The sequence below is a fragment of the Spiroplasma endosymbiont of Cleonymus obscurus genome, assembly GCF_964273375.1.
Classification (GTDB): Bacteria; Bacillota_I; Bacilli_A; order Mycoplasmatales; family VBWQ01; genus Spiroplasma_E.
Genome location: NZ_CAXWWA010000002.1, coordinates 351089 through 369305, shown reverse-complemented (window position 1 = coordinate 369305; position 18217 = coordinate 351089). Strand labels below are relative to the sequence as shown.

The 18217-nt window shown below is 26.6% G+C and carries 17 protein-coding genes and 3 pseudogenes; 2 read left to right on the top strand and 18 right to left on the bottom strand.

Annotated features, from left to right (window positions below; all coding sequences use genetic code 4):
• Window positions 1-57: 57 nt before the first annotated feature.
• From secA to ACI2WJ_RS02565, 4 genes and pseudogenes are all read right to left on the bottom strand, one after another.
• Complete coding sequence (gene secA, locus ACI2WJ_RS02580) at window positions 58-2442, bottom strand: preprotein translocase subunit SecA (protein ID WP_400254744.1); 2385 nt, start codon at window positions 2440-2442, stop codon at window positions 58-60.
• Between the two features lie 334 nt (window positions 2443-2776).
• Window positions 2777-3313 (bottom strand): hypothetical protein, encoded by a 537-nt coding sequence (locus ACI2WJ_RS02575; RefSeq protein ID WP_400254743.1) that lies wholly within the window; start codon window positions 3311-3313, stop codon window positions 2777-2779.
• Between the two features lie 40 nt (window positions 3314-3353).
• Window positions 3354-4478 (bottom strand): annotated as a pseudogene (locus ACI2WJ_RS02570) (IS3 family transposase).
• A gap of 39 nt (window positions 4479-4517) precedes the next feature.
• Window positions 4518-5734: pseudogene (locus ACI2WJ_RS02565) on the bottom strand (PTS transporter subunit EIIC).
• A 585-nt stretch (window positions 5735-6319) separates the two neighbouring features.
• Between ACI2WJ_RS02565 and ACI2WJ_RS02560 the strand changes: the two are divergent.
• A pseudogene (locus tag ACI2WJ_RS02560) lies at window positions 6320-7110 on the top strand (IS5 family transposase).
• Window positions 7111-7205: 95 nt separating this feature from the next.
• Here the strand turns inward: ACI2WJ_RS02560 and ACI2WJ_RS02555 are convergent.
• Genes ACI2WJ_RS02555 through upp form a run of 10 tightly spaced genes read right to left on the bottom strand, consistent with a single transcriptional unit; the run spans window position 7206 to window position 14889 of the window.
• Window positions 7206-7523: a F0F1 ATP synthase subunit epsilon gene (locus tag ACI2WJ_RS02555; RefSeq protein ID WP_174480958.1), complete on the bottom strand. Its 318-nt coding sequence runs from the start codon at window positions 7521-7523 to the stop codon at window positions 7206-7208.
• Between the two features lie 14 nt (window positions 7524-7537).
• The gene (atpD, locus tag ACI2WJ_RS02550) at window positions 7538-9100 is read right to left on the bottom strand and encodes a F0F1 ATP synthase subunit beta (protein ID WP_338958299.1); all 1563 of its coding nucleotides are present in this window, start codon (window positions 9098-9100) and stop codon (window positions 7538-7540) included.
• 17 nt (window positions 9101-9117) lie between these two features.
• Entirely contained in the window at window positions 9118-9969 is an 852-nt protein-coding gene (atpG, locus tag ACI2WJ_RS02545) for an ATP synthase F1 subunit gamma (protein ID WP_400254742.1), read from the bottom strand.
• A gap of 27 nt (window positions 9970-9996) precedes the next feature.
• Window positions 9997-11580 (bottom strand): F0F1 ATP synthase subunit alpha, encoded by a 1584-nt coding sequence (gene atpA / locus ACI2WJ_RS02540; protein WP_281749182.1) that lies wholly within the window; start codon window positions 11578-11580, stop codon window positions 9997-9999.
• An 11-nt stretch (window positions 11581-11591) separates the two neighbouring features.
• Window positions 11592-12134, bottom strand: a complete 543-nt coding sequence (locus ACI2WJ_RS02535) for a F0F1 ATP synthase subunit delta (RefSeq protein ID WP_400254741.1) — start codon at window positions 12132-12134, stop codon at window positions 11592-11594.
• A 12-nt stretch (window positions 12135-12146) separates the two neighbouring features.
• Window positions 12147-12674, bottom strand: a complete 528-nt coding sequence (atpF, locus tag ACI2WJ_RS02530; RefSeq protein ID WP_281749184.1) for a F0F1 ATP synthase subunit B — start codon at window positions 12672-12674, stop codon at window positions 12147-12149.
• Window positions 12675-12707: 33 nt separating this feature from the next.
• Window positions 12708-13001: an ATP synthase F0 subunit C gene (gene atpE / locus ACI2WJ_RS02525; RefSeq protein ID WP_281749185.1), complete on the bottom strand. Its 294-nt coding sequence runs from the start codon at window positions 12999-13001 to the stop codon at window positions 12708-12710.
• A 26-nt stretch (window positions 13002-13027) separates the two neighbouring features.
• Window positions 13028-13834, bottom strand: coding sequence for a F0F1 ATP synthase subunit A (locus tag ACI2WJ_RS02520; protein ID WP_400254740.1), 807 nt, complete (start codon window positions 13832-13834; stop codon window positions 13028-13030).
• Window positions 13835-14191, bottom strand: a complete 357-nt coding sequence (locus ACI2WJ_RS02515) for a hypothetical protein (protein WP_174480965.1) — start codon at window positions 14189-14191, stop codon at window positions 13835-13837.
• Between the two features lie 53 nt (window positions 14192-14244).
• Window positions 14245-14889, bottom strand: coding sequence for a uracil phosphoribosyltransferase (gene upp, locus ACI2WJ_RS02510; protein WP_308699596.1), 645 nt, complete (start codon window positions 14887-14889; stop codon window positions 14245-14247).
• Between the two features lie 449 nt (window positions 14890-15338).
• On the opposite strand from upp, the gene ACI2WJ_RS02505 reads away from it, so the two are divergent.
• On the top strand, window positions 15339-15746 hold the full coding sequence (locus ACI2WJ_RS02505) for a hypothetical protein (protein WP_338980295.1): 408 nt from the start codon (window positions 15339-15341) through the stop codon (window positions 15744-15746).
• Between the two features lie 70 nt (window positions 15747-15816).
• On the opposite strand, the gene ACI2WJ_RS02500 is transcribed toward ACI2WJ_RS02505, so the two are convergent.
• From ACI2WJ_RS02500 to ACI2WJ_RS02485, 4 genes are all read right to left on the bottom strand, one after another.
• Window positions 15817-16413: a hypothetical protein gene (locus ACI2WJ_RS02500; RefSeq protein WP_400254739.1), complete on the bottom strand. Its 597-nt coding sequence runs from the start codon at window positions 16411-16413 to the stop codon at window positions 15817-15819.
• Window positions 16414-16495: 82 nt separating this feature from the next.
• Window positions 16496-17194 (bottom strand): hypothetical protein, encoded by a 699-nt coding sequence (locus ACI2WJ_RS02495; RefSeq protein ID WP_400254738.1) that lies wholly within the window; start codon window positions 17192-17194, stop codon window positions 16496-16498.
• A 60-nt stretch (window positions 17195-17254) separates the two neighbouring features.
• Window positions 17255-17503 (bottom strand): hypothetical protein, encoded by a 249-nt coding sequence (locus ACI2WJ_RS02490; RefSeq protein ID WP_400254737.1) that lies wholly within the window; start codon window positions 17501-17503, stop codon window positions 17255-17257.
• Window positions 17504-17586: 83 nt separating this feature from the next.
• Window positions 17587-18195, bottom strand: a complete 609-nt coding sequence (locus ACI2WJ_RS02485) for a hypothetical protein (protein WP_338958323.1) — start codon at window positions 18193-18195, stop codon at window positions 17587-17589.
• Between the last annotated feature and the right edge of the window lie 22 nt (window positions 18196-18217).

Genomic DNA, 18217 nt, shown 5'->3' with positions numbered 1-18217 from the left:
ATTAAACATAGTTATTTTTGTAAGTTACACAGATTACTAAACATTACCAAAGATTGATTATCCAATTTTAGTTTTAGTTTCAACATTACTTGCTAATACTGTATCCAATACATCTTGACCACCACGGACCTGATGTTGTTCTGGATCAATGCTATGTAACATAATAATAACTTGATGAGCAACATCGATTTTCATACGATTAAATAATTTTGAAGCTTCCTCAATATAAGCTTGTAAGGGATTTAACTGCGCATAACCACGCAAATGGATTCCTGCACGCAGTTTACTTAAAGCATCAATGTGATTAATTCAATATTGATCAAAAGTTTGTAAAATAACACTATTTTCAATTTGTTTTATAATAACATCATTTAACTTTTCTCTTTTTTCAAGATAAAAATTATAAGATTTTTCAACAATTAAATCAATATTTTCTTCAGTACTTAATCGATTTAACTTTTCTGCTATTAAATCATTAGGCTTAATTAATTTATTTTCAATACCTTTAACTAATTCATCATAATCAATAAACTGTTCTCTACCAACAACTTTATTAAAAATATTTAGTAAATCACGTGCTACTGTTCTGTGCATATTTTTGATTAAATCTAATAAATCATCAGCAAGTAAAATATTATCACGTTGATGATATGTAGCTTCACGATGCTGAGCAATAACATTATCATAATCTAATAAGTTTTTTCGTGCATCAAAATTCATACCTTCAATTTTTTGTTGTGCTCTAGTAATTGATCTAGTTAACATTTTTGATCTAATATAGTCTTCACCTAAACTTGCAAAAGCTTTTTTTAATTTTTCACCACCAAAACGTAACATCAAATCATCTTCAATTGAAACATAAAATCGTGAAAATCCAGGATCACCTTGTCTTCCGGCTCTTCCACGTAATTGATTATCAATTCTTCGTGCTTCGTTTCTTTCGGTACCTAATACAGCAAGGCCACCAAGTTCAATAACACCCTTACCAAGTTTAATATCAGTTCCACGTCCTGCCATATTAGTTGCTAAAGTAATTGATCCTTTTTCACCAGCTCTAGCAATAATATCAGCTTCACGAGCATGATTTTTAGCATTTAAAATCTCATGCTTAATTCCTTCCAAAGTTAACATATTAGCAATTCGTTCTGATACATCAACATTAGCAGTACCAATCAAAATTGGTTGTCCTTTAGTATGTCGTTCTTTAACTTCTGCAATTAAAGATTTAAATTTAGCATTTAATGAAGCAAAAACATGATCGGGTTTATCTTCTCGAATAATTGGTTTATTAGTAGGAATCTTAATTACTCTCATATTATAAATTTTTACAAATTCTTCTTCTTCGGTTTTAGCAGTTCCTGTCATACCACTTAATTTATTATATAAACGGAAAAAGTTTTGATAAGTAATAGTAGCTACTGTTGTTGTTTCTTGTTGAATTGTAACATTTTCTTTAGCCTGTAAAGCTTGATGAAGTCCATCACTATATACTCTACCAGGCATTAATCTACCAGTAAACTGATCAACTAGCACAATTTCACCATCTTTAACAACATATTCTACATCTAATTTGAAAACATGATTAGCACGAAGTGCATTTTGAATATGATGAAATAATTCCGAGTTATCAATATCAAATAAATTTTTTAAATTAAACTGTTTTTGAGCTTTATTAACACCCGTTACTGTTAATGCAATTTGACGTGATTCTCAATCAATTTTATAATCTTCAGGTATTAAAGTTTTTGCAAAAACATCTGATGCTTGATATAAAGGAGTACGATTTTTTGAACCACCAGAAATAATTAAAGGTGTTCTTGATTCATCAATTAAAACAGAGTCCGCCTCATCAATGATAGCATAATTAAGCTGACGTTGAACTTTTTCTGGATAAACCTTAACCATATTATCACGCAAATAATCAAAGCCTAATTCCGAATTAGTTGTATATGTAACATCTTTTAAATACGCTTCACGTTTTTGATTAGTAGAATGATCACGAAGACTAACGCCAATAGTAATTCCCAAAAATTCTAAAATTGGTCGATTTAATTCAGCATCTCTTGCCACCAAATATTCATTAACAGTAATAACATGAACACCTTTACTACTTAAAGCATTTAGATAAATTGGCATCACAGCAGTTAAAGTTTTTCCTTCACCAGTTCGCATTTCAGCAACATCACCATTATGAAGAACAATACCACCAATTAATTGAACAGGATATGGATGTAATCCACTAATTCTTCGTGCTGCTTCTCTAATTGTCGCAAAAGCTTCAACTAAAATATCATCTAAAGTCTCACCTTCTGCCAATCTGGTTCTGAATTCAACTGTTTTATTTGCTAATTCTTCATCTTTAATTTTTCTCATTGTTTCATCAAGGCTAATTATTGCCTTAACTTGTTTATTAATTTTTCGTAAAATTTTACGATCTCACATAAAGTAAATCACCATTTTTTTCTTTATTATTACTTATACTTATTATTACTTGTAAAGTAATAAAATCTTTATTATTTTAACATAAAAAAACTTAGAAAACTTAGTACCCAAAAAAAATTGTATTTATATTATATTTTTTTCTTTCTCTTCGAAGTTAGAAAAAATAATTTACTATAATTATTTTAATTACTATAAAAAACTTGATTATTATATGATTTAATATTACTTTTATTAAAAGATTCCTTGTTAATTTCTGATTTTGTAAGTTCAATAAAATTAATTTTAGATTCTAACATTTTATTTAAACTATTTTCATTAAAATTATCTTCTTTTTTTAATTTGATTTTTTTTCTAAGTTGATTTTTATTTTTTTTAAAAATATAAAATAAACTAAATATTGAAGTTGTTGTGAAAAAAAACTAATAACTAAAAATCAAATTTTTTTAAAACTTCATTGATTACTTTTTTTTCTAATTTTCTCTTCTACAAAAATTTGATTTTCTTTAATTATTAATGAACTAGTTTTTAGTTTATTAATAATTGGAATTCTTATTACTTTAAAAAATTTACGTTGGTCAGCTCTAAACCATTGAATTTGCATATCTGTAAAAATTGGAATTTGCTCCTTTGTAAACGATTGAATTTGTTGGCCTATTAAAGATTGAATCTGTTCCATTGTCAACTCTTGAATCTGCTCTTTTGTAAAGTATGGAATTTGTTGTTCTGTAAATGATGAAATTTGCTTTTCTGTAAATCAAGAAATTTGCTCTTTTGTAAAAAATGAAACTTGTTCTGGTTTAAAAGATTGAATTTGCAAAGGTGTAAAAAATGAAATTTGATTTTCTGTCAATGATTGAATTTGTGATAACATAAAAGATTGAATTTGTTTGGAATGGCAACCCTTTTTAGGACTATTTTTTGGTAGACATTTTTTCATGATATTTAACTGGAGTTAGGTAGTTTAAAGTGCTGTGGATTCGTATGTTGTTGTATCAATTGATATAATCAAATAATTCTAATTTTAATTGGATTAATGATGTAAAATTTTTATCATTAATAAATTCAGTTTTGAAAGTTTTGAAAGTTGCTTCAGCAACAGCATTATCATAAGGACAACCTTTTTTGCTTAAAGAACGGGTAATATTGAATGCTAATAAAAGTTTATCAATAGTTTTATTATTGAATTCATTACCGCGATCACTATGAAATATTTGAATATCTTTTAAACAGCGATTTGATTGCATAAATGCTTGATATACTAATGATGCATCTTTTTTAGTACCTACACACACTATGTCCAATAATTTCGCGGTTAAATAGGTCGATTAATAAGCAAATATAGTTTCACTTACCATTAACTTGAACATAAGTTAAATCACTAACAATAACTTCATTTTTAAGCCTATTATTAAAGTTTCTATTCACAAGATTGCTTATTTGGCTATCATTGACTTTGTTATGATGATTTTTAAATGATAATTTAGTGTATTTTGATATTAAATTATGCTGATTCATAATTTCTTTAATTTTTTTGCGTGATAAATAAATTTCTTTATTTTCTAGACTGACTTTTAATCTTCTTGTTCCATAAACTTCTTTATTTTGTTTAAAAACACTAATAACAGCTTCATCATACATATTATTTTTGATTTTATCTTCTTTTTTCTTTAAATTAAAATAATATGTTGATTTAGAAAGTTTTAAAAAACGACAAATTGGACGAATTTTATATTTAGATTTATTATTTGTAATAATCTCTACTTTCTGCCTATTATTAGTGCTGCTTGCTTTAAAATATCATTCTCCATTCTTAATTGTTTTAATTCTTTATTTGCTTGAATTAATTGTTTTTCTAAATCCGAAAGATTATCTTTAGTTTTAAAACTGCCTGAATTTGTAAATTGCTTAATTCATTTATAAGTAGCTGCTCTTGTAACGTTGTATTCTTTAGCAAGGCAAGATACTGATTTGCCATTTTGATATAAAGATACTATTTGTTTTTTAAATTCATCATTATATGAGTTAATATTGGCCATAATTATATTTCCTTTCTTTTAACTAATTTGTTCACTTGTCTACGTAATTAGTGTCCAATAAGTGTAACCCATCCAAACTATATTTAATAAATACGCCATCATAAAACTAATTCCTGCCATAAATGCATGGAAAACAAAACATAATGGTGCTACAAATAAGAATGAAAACAACAATGGTTCTGTAACTCCTGTTAAGAAAGAAGTTAGAGCAGCAGATCCTAAAATACCACCAACCATTTTTTTATTTTCTGGTCGTGCTAACATTCACATAGCAAGCGCTGCAAATGGATAACCATATTGCATATATGCAAATCACCCACTCATAAACATTGTTCCTGGTGTTTGATTCATGTGTCCTACTGCATTAGAAGCAAATTGTCCAAAGAAAATATTGTACGCTCCTACAAATGTGTCAGATCCATTAGTTCACGTACCACCAATTCCAGTATATCAGAAAGGTGCATATTGAACGTGATGCAATCCTGTTGGTATTAATAAACGTTCAATAATTCCAAAAAACATTGCAATAAATGCTCCACCAACTGTTGGATGAAAATTATCACCAGTTAACTGTCCATCAGTAAGTTGACCTGTATTCATACCAGCTGCTAAGCCATTACCAATTTCTCTAAAAGCAATTAATAACATTGGTCAAATAAAGAAAAAAGCTAATCCCATTCCTATTCCAACAAAAACAGCTAAAATTGGCACAAAACGTTCACCACCAAAAAAGCTAATACTCTTGGCATACGAATATTGTATGAATGATTATGAACAACTGATACTAATCAACCAACAAGAATGCCACCTAAAACTGAAGTATCAAACGTAGGAAATAATCCTAAGACAGAAGAAAATAAACCAGAAGATTTACCACTTTCTGGAGTAATCTTTGCACCTTCACCTAAACCTCATGGATCAAATCCCAACATTCCTGTTTTAGGATTTCAAAAAAACATGCCACTAATAACTGAAGTCATAACAATAAAAGTAATAAATCCAGAAAGAGCAGCTACACCTTTACTAGCTTTTGCAAAACCAAAAGCAATAGAAATAGCAAAAATCAATCCTAAATTAGCAAAAACAACGTTTCCAGCTGATTGCATAATTGAAAAAATATTAATAATACCAACAAGACTATCATGATTAGGTAATTGCTTTAAAGCACTAGCAACTCCACCACCAATTCCTAACAATAAGCCAGCTATTGGTAATGTGGCTATTGGTAAAACAATGGCTCTTGATAAGTTTTGCATTTTACCAAACATTTTGCCACCTAATTTATTAAAAGTTCCTTTAAAAGTAAAACTAGGATTTTTCTTATCCTCAGGAGTTGTTTGTTTACTATGAAAAAATTTACTCATTTTCTCACCTCCATCCTATATTGTTCTATACAGATGAGAATTTTATTCTATACAGATAAAAATATTATATATATATAATAGTAAAAACAACAATAAAATAAATAAAAACGATTTTTTTACTACTATAATAGTAATTTCGGAGAAATTTTATAATATATATAGGTATTATCAATAACTACTATAAATTTTAATAATATATTGTAATTAAAAAAATAGTAAATATTTTAAAACACTTACTATTTTTTTTAATTTTAAGTATTAATTTAAATTAAACCAAATATCTAAACCAATAAATTTAATAATTAACGTACCAATACAATAAGTAAAAACTAAAGTTGTTAACATATATAAAATTCATGATTCTTTTATTCTTTTATGATCAAGAAATTTATTAAAAGGAATTGCTTTTAGAACCTGTTTAAAATCTTTTAGAGAAATAGGGTAAAATGATTATATATTTTAAGATAAGAGGTATATATGCGTAAAAATTATCTTAGTAATGTTAGCAAAGAGCAATTTGAAAATATAAAATCAATTTTAGAAAATACTAAAAAGAGAACTAAACCAAGAAGCTTAGATTTATATGAAGTATTTTGTGCAGTTTTATATGTATTAAAAAGTGGTTGTCAATGAAGAATGTTACCAAAAGATTTTCCAAAATGACAAATTGTATATTATTATTTTCAAGTTTGAAGTAAAAATAATGGTAAAGAACCTAGTGTATTACAATTAGTTTTAAAAAAAATTAGTCATGGCATTTCGTATCAATAATGGTAGAAAAGAACAAACTAGTTTTTGTATAATTGATTCACAAAGTGTTAAAAATACAGATACTACTAAAAACAAAGGTTATGATGCTGGTAAAAAGATTTCAGGAATAAAGCGTCATATTGCTGTTGATTCTCAAGGTTTACCACATGCAATTTACATAACCACAGCAGAAAAAACAGATCGTAACAGTGCTATAATAATGATTGAAAATGAAAAAGAGAATCTTTCTGCAGTTCAAAAAATACTAGTAGATGCTGGTTATACTGGTGAAAAATTTGCTTCTAAAATTAAAACAATTATAAATGCAAATGTTGAAGTTATAAAACGTAATGAATTACATTCTTTTGTAGTATTACCAAAAAGATGAGTTGTAGAACGAAGTTTTGCATGATTAGAAAAATGCAGAAGATTATGAAAAAATTGTGAAAAAAAAATTAAATACTAGCTTACAAATGGTTGTTCTTACCTTTATTTCAATTTTATTGAAAAGATTTTAAACAGGTTCTTACAGCAAATCCGCTAGCAATAAAACTAAAAAGATAAATACTTATTTCAATTATTCATTTTATTAAATGTGAATCATGCATATTTATTAACCTCCACTAACCCTTTTAATACGCTCATCAAATACCTTTGTTTCTTGCTCTTTTAAAATTGATGTATATTCAACTTTATCACTAATAATACGAACCATATGTAAATCAGTTACCAAAAGTCCACCAGAAATCGTTAAATTACGAATTTTTTCTTTAATTTTAAATGACATTTTCGATATTTGAATATTAGCAATCAAAGGTGTATGCCATTCAAGAATACCAACATAGCCTTCAGTTGTTTTAACATTAACTCACTGTACTTCTCCATCGAAAAAAATACCATCAGGAGTAATAATTTTAAGATTTAATGCCATACTATCACCTTCAATTATCTCAATTTCTTTGCCTTTTCAATTGCTTGTTCAATAGTTCCTACATATAAAAACGCTTGCTCTGGTAAATCATCACATTCACCATCTAAAATTTGTTTAAAACTATTAACAGTTTTACTAATCGGAATATAAATACCATTTAAACCCGAAAATTTTTCAGCAACATGAAATGGTTGTGAACAAAAATTACGAATTCTTCTTGCTCTAGCTACTATTTTTTTATCTTCTTCACTCAACTCATCCATTCCTAAAATACCAATGATTGGTTCTAATTCAGAAAAACGTTGAATTGTTTCAATAACTCTTTGCGCAACATCATAATGCTCCTGACCAACAATAGCAGGATCTAACATTCTTGATGAAGATTGTAAAGGATGAACAGCAGGATAAAGCCCTAAAGCAGCAATATTACGATCTAAAACAATTTTGGCATCCAAGTGAGTAAATGTTGTCGCAGGAGCTGGATCAGTTAAATCATCAGCTGGTACATATACTGCTTGTACAGATGTAATAGAACCACGTGTTGTTGATACAATACGTTCTTGTAAAGCACCCATTTCTGTCGATAATGTTGGTTGGTACCCTACTGCTGAAGGCATTCTTCCTAATAAAGCTGATACTTCACTACCAGCTTGTGTAAAACGAAATATATTATCAATAAATAATAATACATCTTGTTGTTTTTCATCACGGAAGTATTCAGCAATTGTTAAACCAGTTAATGCAACACGCATTCTAGCACCTGGTGGTTCTGACATTTGACCAAACACTAAAGCAGTTTTACTAATAACACCTGACTCTTGCATTTCATAATATAAATCATTACCCTCACGTGTTCTTTCGCCAACTCCTGAAAAGACAGAAATACCACCATGTTCTTTAGCTATGTTATTAATTAATTCTTGAATTAAAACTGTTTTACCAACTCCAGCTCCACCGAATAAACCAATTTTTCCACCTTTAGCATAAGGTGCTAATAAATCAATAACTTTAATTCCTGTTTCTAAAATTTCAGATTTTGATTGTAATTCATCAAAACTAGGAGGTGTACGATGAATAGGATATTTTAATTTAGTTTTAAGTTCTTTACCATCATCAATGACTTCACCCAATACATTAAAAAGTCTACCCAAAACTTCTTCACCAACAGGAACACTAATTGGTATTCCTAAATCAACTGCTTCAAGACCACGTAGTAATCCTTCAGTTGGACCCATTGAAATACAACGAACACTATCATCACCAATATGTTTTGCAACTTCAACAATTAATTTTTGACCATTATTATCAATACTAATAGCATTATTTAAATTAGGTAAACTATTATCATTAAAACGAATATCAATAACTGGACCTGAAATTTGAACAATTTTTCCAATATTTCGTTTAGTTGGTAATTGTTTACTAGTTTTAACACTTTCTTTGCTATTAACTACTTTTTTAGTCACTTTTGCTTTTACTTTAGCAATAACTTTAGTGTTATCTTTTTTTAAAGAATTTTTATCACTAACATTTTTTTCTTTAATTGTTATAGATTTTTTACTAGTTGCATTTTTCATTTTAGTTTACTCCTTTATTATGATGATTGGGCATCAGCGCCACCAATAATTTCTGAAATTTCTTGGGTAATAGCACCTTGACGGGCACGATTATAACTTACTAATAATTTATCTTTCATTTCTTTGGCATTATTTGAAGCATTTTCCATTGCTAATCTTCGTAATGCTTGCTCTGACACTTGTGATTCTACTAATGCACCATAAACAATGGCACTAACATATAAAGGAATAGCACTATTAATAACAGTATTAGCGTCTGGTTCAAAATCAGTTTGAATTAAATTACTTTCTTGATTAGTTTTAATAGAAACAATTGGTAATAAATCAATAATTGTTGGAATTGTTGTTACCGTATTTACATATTTTGTATATGCAATTTTAATAGCATCAGTTTCTTTATTATTAAACTTAGAAAGTAACAACAAAGATATCTCTTGCGACTCATTATATGATGATTGAATGTTAATTTCAGTATAAAATTGCATAATTTTACAATGATGATTAGTAAAGTATGAAACTCCTTTACTACCAATAACAACTATTTCATCTTGTGGTTGATATTGTTCTAGTACTAATTTATTTAAATTATTATTAAAACCACCACATAATCCTAAATTAGAATTAAAAACAACTCATATTGTTTTATTAATAACTTGATCCTTTGTTTTTAAATAAATTGAATTACTTAATTTAGGTATTAGTTGATTGAATGTATCATAAACTTCAGAATAATAAGGTTTAATCATCTCAATTCTTTTACCTACTTTTTTTAATTTAGCTGTTGATACTAGTTGCATTGCTTTAGTAATTTTATAACTAGTATTAACAGATTTAATTTTTTGTCTAATTTGTTCCATGCTTTGAGCCATGATATTTCACCTTACCTTCCTAATACATTATTTGAATGTTTTAATTAGTGTTTCCCATTCTTCAAGACTACCATATATTTTAGGATTATAGTCATTTAGCTTATTAGTCAAATTATAAACAACCTGCATAATGCCTTGACTAATGCTCACTTGTAACTCTTCACTAAATGCTTGATCTTGCTGTAACTTTAAATAACTTTTTCGTTGTTGTTTTTGAAAATAAGTTATTACTTCCTTTTTAAAAGAATCCATCATTTCTACTGGTAATCATTTAATTGCCTTATTTTTAATTGCTAATAAAATAATTGCTTGATCAATTTGATTTAATGGTTCATTTTGTTTTTGTTTTAAAATTTCAATGGCACGTTTACCATGTTCAATAACAGCTCTAGTATTTTCATCTAAATCAGAACCAAATTGTGAAAAAGCTTGTAATTCACGAAATTGTGCTAATTCTAATTTTAATGTTCCACCTGCTTGTTTTATTGCTTTAATTTGTGCTGATGAACCTACCCGTGAAACTGATAAACCTACATCAACTGCTGGACGAATTCCGGCATTAAATAATTCTGACATTAAAAAAATTTGACCATCAGTAATTGAAATAACATTAGTAGGAATATATGCAGAAATATCACCGGCTTGTGTTTCAATAATAGGTAAGGCAGTAATACTCCCACCACCATGTTTTTCATTTAATTTAGCTGCACGCTCTAATAAACGTGAATGAAGATAAAAAACATCTCCTGGATAAGCTTCTCTTCCTGGTGGTCGTCTTAATAATAAGGAAATAGCACGATAGGCCACTGCATGTTTACTCAAATCATCATAAACAATTAAGACATCTTTACCTTCTTCCATTCATTCTTCGGCAATAGTTACTCCTGTATAAGGAGCAATATATTGCAAAGGAGCAACTTCACTAGCAGTAGCAGCAACAATAGTTGTATACTCCATTGCCCCTAGTTGTGTTAATTTATCAACAATTTGAGCAACAGTTGAAGCTTTTTGACCAATAGCAACATAAACACAAAAGACATTTTTACCCTTTTGATTAATAATAGTATCAATAGCAATCGTTGTTTTTCCAGTTTGACGATCACCAATTATTAACTCTCTTTGACCTTTGCCAATCGGAATCATTGCATCAATTGATAATAATCCTGTTGCTAAAGGTTCTGATACAGATTTTCTAGTCATCACACCCAGCGCTATTCTTTCAATCGGTCTAGTTTTCGTAGTTTTAATTGGACCTTTACCATCAATCTTTTGCCCTAGTGCATTAACAACTCTTCCTAAAAGCATATTACCAACTGGTGTTTCAACAACATTACCTGTTCTACTAACAATATCTCCTTCTTTGATACCTGTGTCATCCCCCATTAAAGTAACACCAACAGCAGTTTCTTCTAAACTCAAAACCATACCATAAATATTACTTTTAGGAAAAAATACTAATTCACCATTAACAGCCTTATCTAAACCATGAATTAGCGCAATTCCATCACCGACAGTAACAACAATGCCTTCCTCATTAGCACTAATTTTTTTACCATAATTTTTAATTTGGCTTTTTATAATTTCTGAAATTTGATTAACATTTAAGGACATTTGTTTTACCTCTATTCATGACTTAATAATTCTTGTTTTAATTGATCAATTTGACCTTTAACGGAACCATCAAAAACTTGATTCCGTACTTTAACTTTAATACCGCCAATTAATGATTTATCAATCTTGTTAACGACTTTAATCTTATGTTTAATGACTTTCTCAATTTTCAATTTTATTTGATTTATTTGTTGGTTTGAAAGTTCTATTACTGAATAAATAATGCCATAGTTTACATCTTGATATTCATTACATAATTTGCGAAATTCTTTTAAAATGAAACGAACACACTGGAAATGATGTTCATCAATCAACAAAAAGAAAAAATTTAACATATATGGTTCAATATGATTTTTAAAAGTTTCACTAATAATTTGTTTACGTGTTTCAATAGTTATATTACTACTACTAGTAATATCAATAAATTCTGGATAAGTAGTAAAAATATCAATTAATTTATTACTTTCTTCAGCAAATTGAGTAATTTTTTTTATTTCTCTTGCTAATTGCAAAAGACCATTACTTCATTGATTAGCTAATCCTTCATCTATCATTTAACTTCACCACTATTCCAAATTCTTAATAAAATCAGTAATTAATTGTTCATGTTTTTTAGCATTCATTTCAGCACCAATAATTTTTTTAGCTGCTTCTAATGCTACTACTTTGATTTCTTCGTTAATCTTTGCTTCTGCCTCTTTACGAGCACGAACTAAATCACGATTTGATTGATTAGTAATACGCATACTCTCTTCTTGCGCTTTATCAATAATTTGTTTACGCTTATTGTAACCATCATTTTGTGCATTAGCAATAATTTCCTGAGCTTCAATTTTAGCAGCTTTTAATATTTGACTAGCTTCACCACGATCTTGATTAGCTAATGATTGCTTGCAAGCAGCATCATCAAGTTTTTCTTTAATTACTAAATGTCGCGAATGTAAAGCCTTACGAAACGGAGCATAAACTCATCTTCAAAGTACCATTAATAAAATTAATGTTGCAAAAATATGAGCAATAAAAACAGGAAGATTGGGAAATAATTGATTAACAATATCATCACCTGATACTAAATCATTGAAATTAAAATTCATAAAATCACCTACTTTTTAATATTTTTTAATACCTTATGCTACAAATATTAAAATTAGAGAAACAACTAATCCATAAATAGCACCTGATTCGGCAATAGCTGCACCAATAACAAATTGTGTTCTAATTTTAGATTCTACTTCAGGATTACGAGCAACCGCTTCAACAGCTTTACCAGCAGCAAAACCTTGACCAATTCCACTTCCTGCACAAGAAATAGTTGAAATTCCAGCTCCAACAAACTTTAAATTCATCAATCCATTAGGATCAGCTGCTAAATGATTAAAAAAATGAAAGACATGTGTCATTACTGTTGTTAATAATTCCATAATAAATAAATTCTCCTTTTTGTGTTTTATTTTTTTTCCATAATTGAACGTTCGGTATAAATTTCTTCTTCATGATTTATTGCTTGTTGTTTACGAAGTTTTTTTGGTAATTTAATAGTAAGTTCTCCCTTATAAGAACTTCCTTCCTCCATTTGTAACTTCCAATAAACAAGAGTTAAGGTGCCAAAAATTAAGGCTTGAATACTTCCAGCAAATAAATCAAAATAAATATGTAAGAATGGTCCAATTACACCAATTAATAAATTCATCTGACCAATAATTGGGATATTACTTCAAATATTAGCAGTTACCCCATAAAGCATTGCCAAAATAATACTTCCACCTAAAATATTACCAAATAAACGAAAAGATAAAGAAATCAAAGGTGCAAATTGAGTAATTAATTCTAGAGGGTTAATAATAAATTTTTTAAAAAATAAAAGTTTCTGAAATTTAATAGCAATATAATATATTCCAATAAAAGTAACTAATGCCATTGATAAAGTAACAGTATACATTGATGACTGTGGTTCAAGACCAATAATCGATAATCAATTACCAATTAAAATATAACCCATTACATATAACAAATAAACTGTCAGGTTTTTATACTTTACACCAAGAACATCAACAACAATTTTTTCAACTGATTTAATTATTAATTCAACAACTAAAACAATACCTCTTGGATCTTCATCAGGCTTCATTCGTTTTACTTTATAATAATAAATATAACTAATAACACTGATAAAGACTGTTGTTATCAAAATTGTTACCAATTGTGGCATAATTTGTAAATAATTCCAACTTTCCAATCCAGCTAAAGTTTCCATTTAAATTCCTTCTTTTAAGTTATTTTTTTGATATACACATAATGTTGCAGTAATAGTAGCAACCATTAATATTGACATTCCGGCAATTATAGTAAAAATATTAGCAAAGTTAAAGAAAATATTCAAAACTATAATTGAACCATAAATTAACATTCTTAATAAGAATCCAAAATATGCTAAGGTTTGTTTTAAATGTATTCCGCTGGTTAATCATTTTGACGATAAATATAAAAAGCATAACCCAATCATACTTCCTATAAAACCAATATTAAATCCAGCAATTAATAACCAATGGTTTGTATTAATTATAACAGTTATAATTAATCCTACATTAATTAATAATCAATAGCATAACATTGTAAAAAGTATTGAAAGAAAAAGGTTATTTCTAATTTTTTTCATTAAAATATTTATTTAGTTCCAAAAATTCGATCACCAGCATCACCCAATCCAGGTACAATATAACCATCATCATTTAATTCTTTATCCAACGCTGCTAAAAAAATCTTAACATCAGGATGATTATGATTAATTTTCTTAATAGCTACTGGTGCTCCTACAATGGAAACTAAAGTAATATTTTTAAAACCTACTTTTTTTAATTCTTTAATAGCAGCGTCAGCAGTACCACCAGTAGCAAGCATTGGATCTAAGATAAATACTAATGCATCACTTATATTTTTAATATTTTTGGGATATTTAAAAAAATATTTTTGTGGTTTTAAAGTTTCTTCATCACGATAAAGACCAACATGACTAATAATTGCATTAGGTACTACATACTCAAATCCATTTGTCATCCCTAATCCTGCTCTTAAAATTGGAGAAAGAATGATTGTCTTGGTTAATGTTTTACCAATAACTTTAGTAATGGGTGTTTCAACTTCAATTTCATCAAGAGGAATATCTTTAAATACTTCATAAGCCATTAACGTTGCAATTTCGCTTAAATTCTCTTTGAAATCTTTTTTTTGGGTTAAGTGATTTCTAATTCTTGTTAATTTATCTTGTATTAAAGGATGATTAACAATAAACAGATTTTTACTACTTTCCACTAAAAACACTCCTTTATCTTTAATGCGTATATTTTCAATAATTTAAAATATATACTAATATGAAATTTTACGCCTTTTAATTTATAAATCAATAAAATAACAATAAAAATAACGAAAAAAGATAAAAGATTTATTCAAAAATTATTTTTTTAATTGTTAATAACATTCTTATAGTTCAAAATTAACTAAATAAAAATATAATTTATAAATTTTATTTTAATAACTTTGTTTTTATTTTAAAAAATTATAATCTAAAATATAAATTCAATAAATTTCTTTTATTGATATAGAAAATTATATATTTACAATAAACTATTAATAGTAATTTTTGTCTTATTTTTATCAAAAAAAATCTTATGTTAAAATTAAAAGATAAAACTTCATACAAGTTTTTAAACTATTATTTTAATTTTAAAATAAATAGTTTTTTTATTTTGAAAGGAGAAAAAATGAAAAAAATTCAAAAATACTTTACATATACAGGTGGAATATTAGGTGGTAGTGCAGCGCTAAGTGGCATAAGTTATTTTTATTATGATTTAATTTCAAAAAATAAGGAAGCTTTATATGATCCAGAAGCAGGAATGGCACTCTTTGGAATAATGGTTAGTATAACAGATTCAACTTTTATTGGAGCATTTTTAGGTTCTAAACTAGGATATGGAATTAGCACTTCCATTTCAAATATTTATGATAAATGTTTTCCAACAAATATTTCTGATATTAATGTTGAAAGTAATAACGAACAACAAATATCTGAAAGAACTCCATTATTAAGAAATAACGATATAACAAGTATTAATGGTGAACAATTACCAATAATTAATCAAAATCATTGTCAATTAACTTTTTCATAAACTTAATAAAAATAAATGTTGGTAATTTACTAACATTTTTTATTTATGATTAAATAACAATAAAAAAAAGTTACTGTTTAACACCCATTTTTTTCATTTCTTCATATAACCTATTATTATTTCTATTATTTCATGTACCAAATTGATGATTAAAAGAAGTAAGCAAAGGATAAGAAAACCCAAGTTCTACTAATTTTTTAATACATTTAAAATAATCTCCTTTTAATGGTAAAACAACTTCAGTAACTTTCTGTTTTAATTGTTCTTTATATTGAATACCACTATAAATATCATTTAATTCAGGAACAATAAAAGCATAAATTCCACCAACACCAACTTCCATAAAATTATGTTTATTTGGATGAGGATATTCAAAAATTTTAATATGCAAAACCAAATGTTCTAGTAAATTACAATAAACTAATCGATCAGCATATTGATATGAAAATGGTGACTTTTGAGCTCATTTGGGAGTAGATAACAAAATTGCTTTATCTTCATCAATATGATGAATATATAAACCTTCTTTTCCCCTTGTTATTCCTTGTGATTTCTTAGACATTGTTGCATCTGAAAAATATTTTTTTGAAATACATCCATATTTATTTTTTAAAAAATTACAAACATTTTCATAATTCATTGTTAATAATTTTTCTACTTCTGACATGCTTACCCCATACTATACTACTTTATTTTTATGATAATAATGAAAATCAAGTTTTCTTTTTTATTACCCAAAATAATATAAATTAATCTTTAACAAAAGCTAAGACAAAACTAAAACTACCATGTAATAAAAAATGATAATCATCTTCAATAGCATTAACATTAATATGAACATCATCAAATGTTTTAATAGATTCTGATAAAGTATGACCTTCTACATTAACAATATAGTCACTATCTTGTTTTGCTGTTGCAACAATAGCATTAATTTTACTTTCAATTAATGATAAACAACGTAAAGCAATTGCTTCACCAAAAGTAGTGGTATTAATTTTAATTTTTTCTTCTTGCTTATCAATATTAACATTACTAATGTCTTTAGCTTTTGATACTAATTTTACACAAGCAATAAAACTACCTTTTAAAAAATTACTATTATTTGAAGCAGATACATTAACAGCAAGTGATTCAAATTTATCAATTTTAGCATACATATCATTATGATTAACAATTGTTATTTTATAATCGGTTCCATTTTCTGGTTTTTTTCCTTCTGGAACTAATTTATTAATTTCAGTTTGTACTTTAGTTTTAAATTTAATTAAAGCTGTATTATAAATATCTTTATTTAATTCAACAGGAGCATTAGTAACTTCCATATTAATATTACTAATATCAACATATTTTTGATTTGCATCATTTACCTTATCACATGCAATAAGTGGTAAAGAAATAATGCTCGTTAAAAACATCGTTTTAAATACTTTTAATATTTTTCTCATAGTTTTTCACCTATTATTCTCTCGAAAAAACTAATCTTCTTAGTTTTAACTTTATATTTCTTAATTATTTTTGATTATTAACTTATTATTATTTTGTTTTCTTGAATATTTTTTATAACTATTTGTTCCAATAAAAATATAGTAAATTAAAATATTAATAGAACCTATTAATACTGATACTAAACCAAAATATAACAATAGGCTAATTTTAAAAGAAGAAAAAGAAAATATAATTCCTAAAGTAATTAAAAAAAAGCCAGTAAATTGAATAAACTTTCAAGTATTAAATTTAAAGTGTTTTTTTGCCATAATTTTGCTCCTAATAATATATTTTGTATAATTATATCATTTTCACAAAAAAAGCAAAATTTTTAATTATTAAATAATAATTGTTATAAACTAATAACATGAACAGCAAAACTAATTGCTTCTTCATATTTATTAAAAAGAAAAAATAAACGTTTATTTTGAAAATTAATTTCAATACCAATATATTTTTGTTTATTTTTTATATAATTATTTTTTTCTCAAAAAAATGTAATACTTTTAACATTAACTAATGGTATTATTTGTAGTTCAAAAGAATCAATAAAATAAAGATTATTTCGTGAAATTAACAAGTCTATTTGATTTAAAGGTATAAAATCTGATGATTTGATAAGATTAATGTCTTTAATTTTATAACGTAAAAATAATTTTTTGGCATCACTATATTCAGTTTTTAAAAGAATATTTTGGCCAGAAATCTTATTAAGATCTTCATACTTTCCCAAAATGACTTTGTCACTATAATAAATATCTTCTTTAATTTTTTCTATTGAAACTGGTAATTCTTTAGTATTTATTTTTTTTAATTTTAAGTATTTATATAAAGTATTTATATCTTTAGTAATTTTTAATATTTTCTTTTGTTTATTTTTTTTAATTAATAAAATTAGTGCAATTAATAAAATCAATATTGTTGTGCATGCAATAATAATTAAAATTATTCATCAATTCATAGTATTATCTCCTTTTTTAATA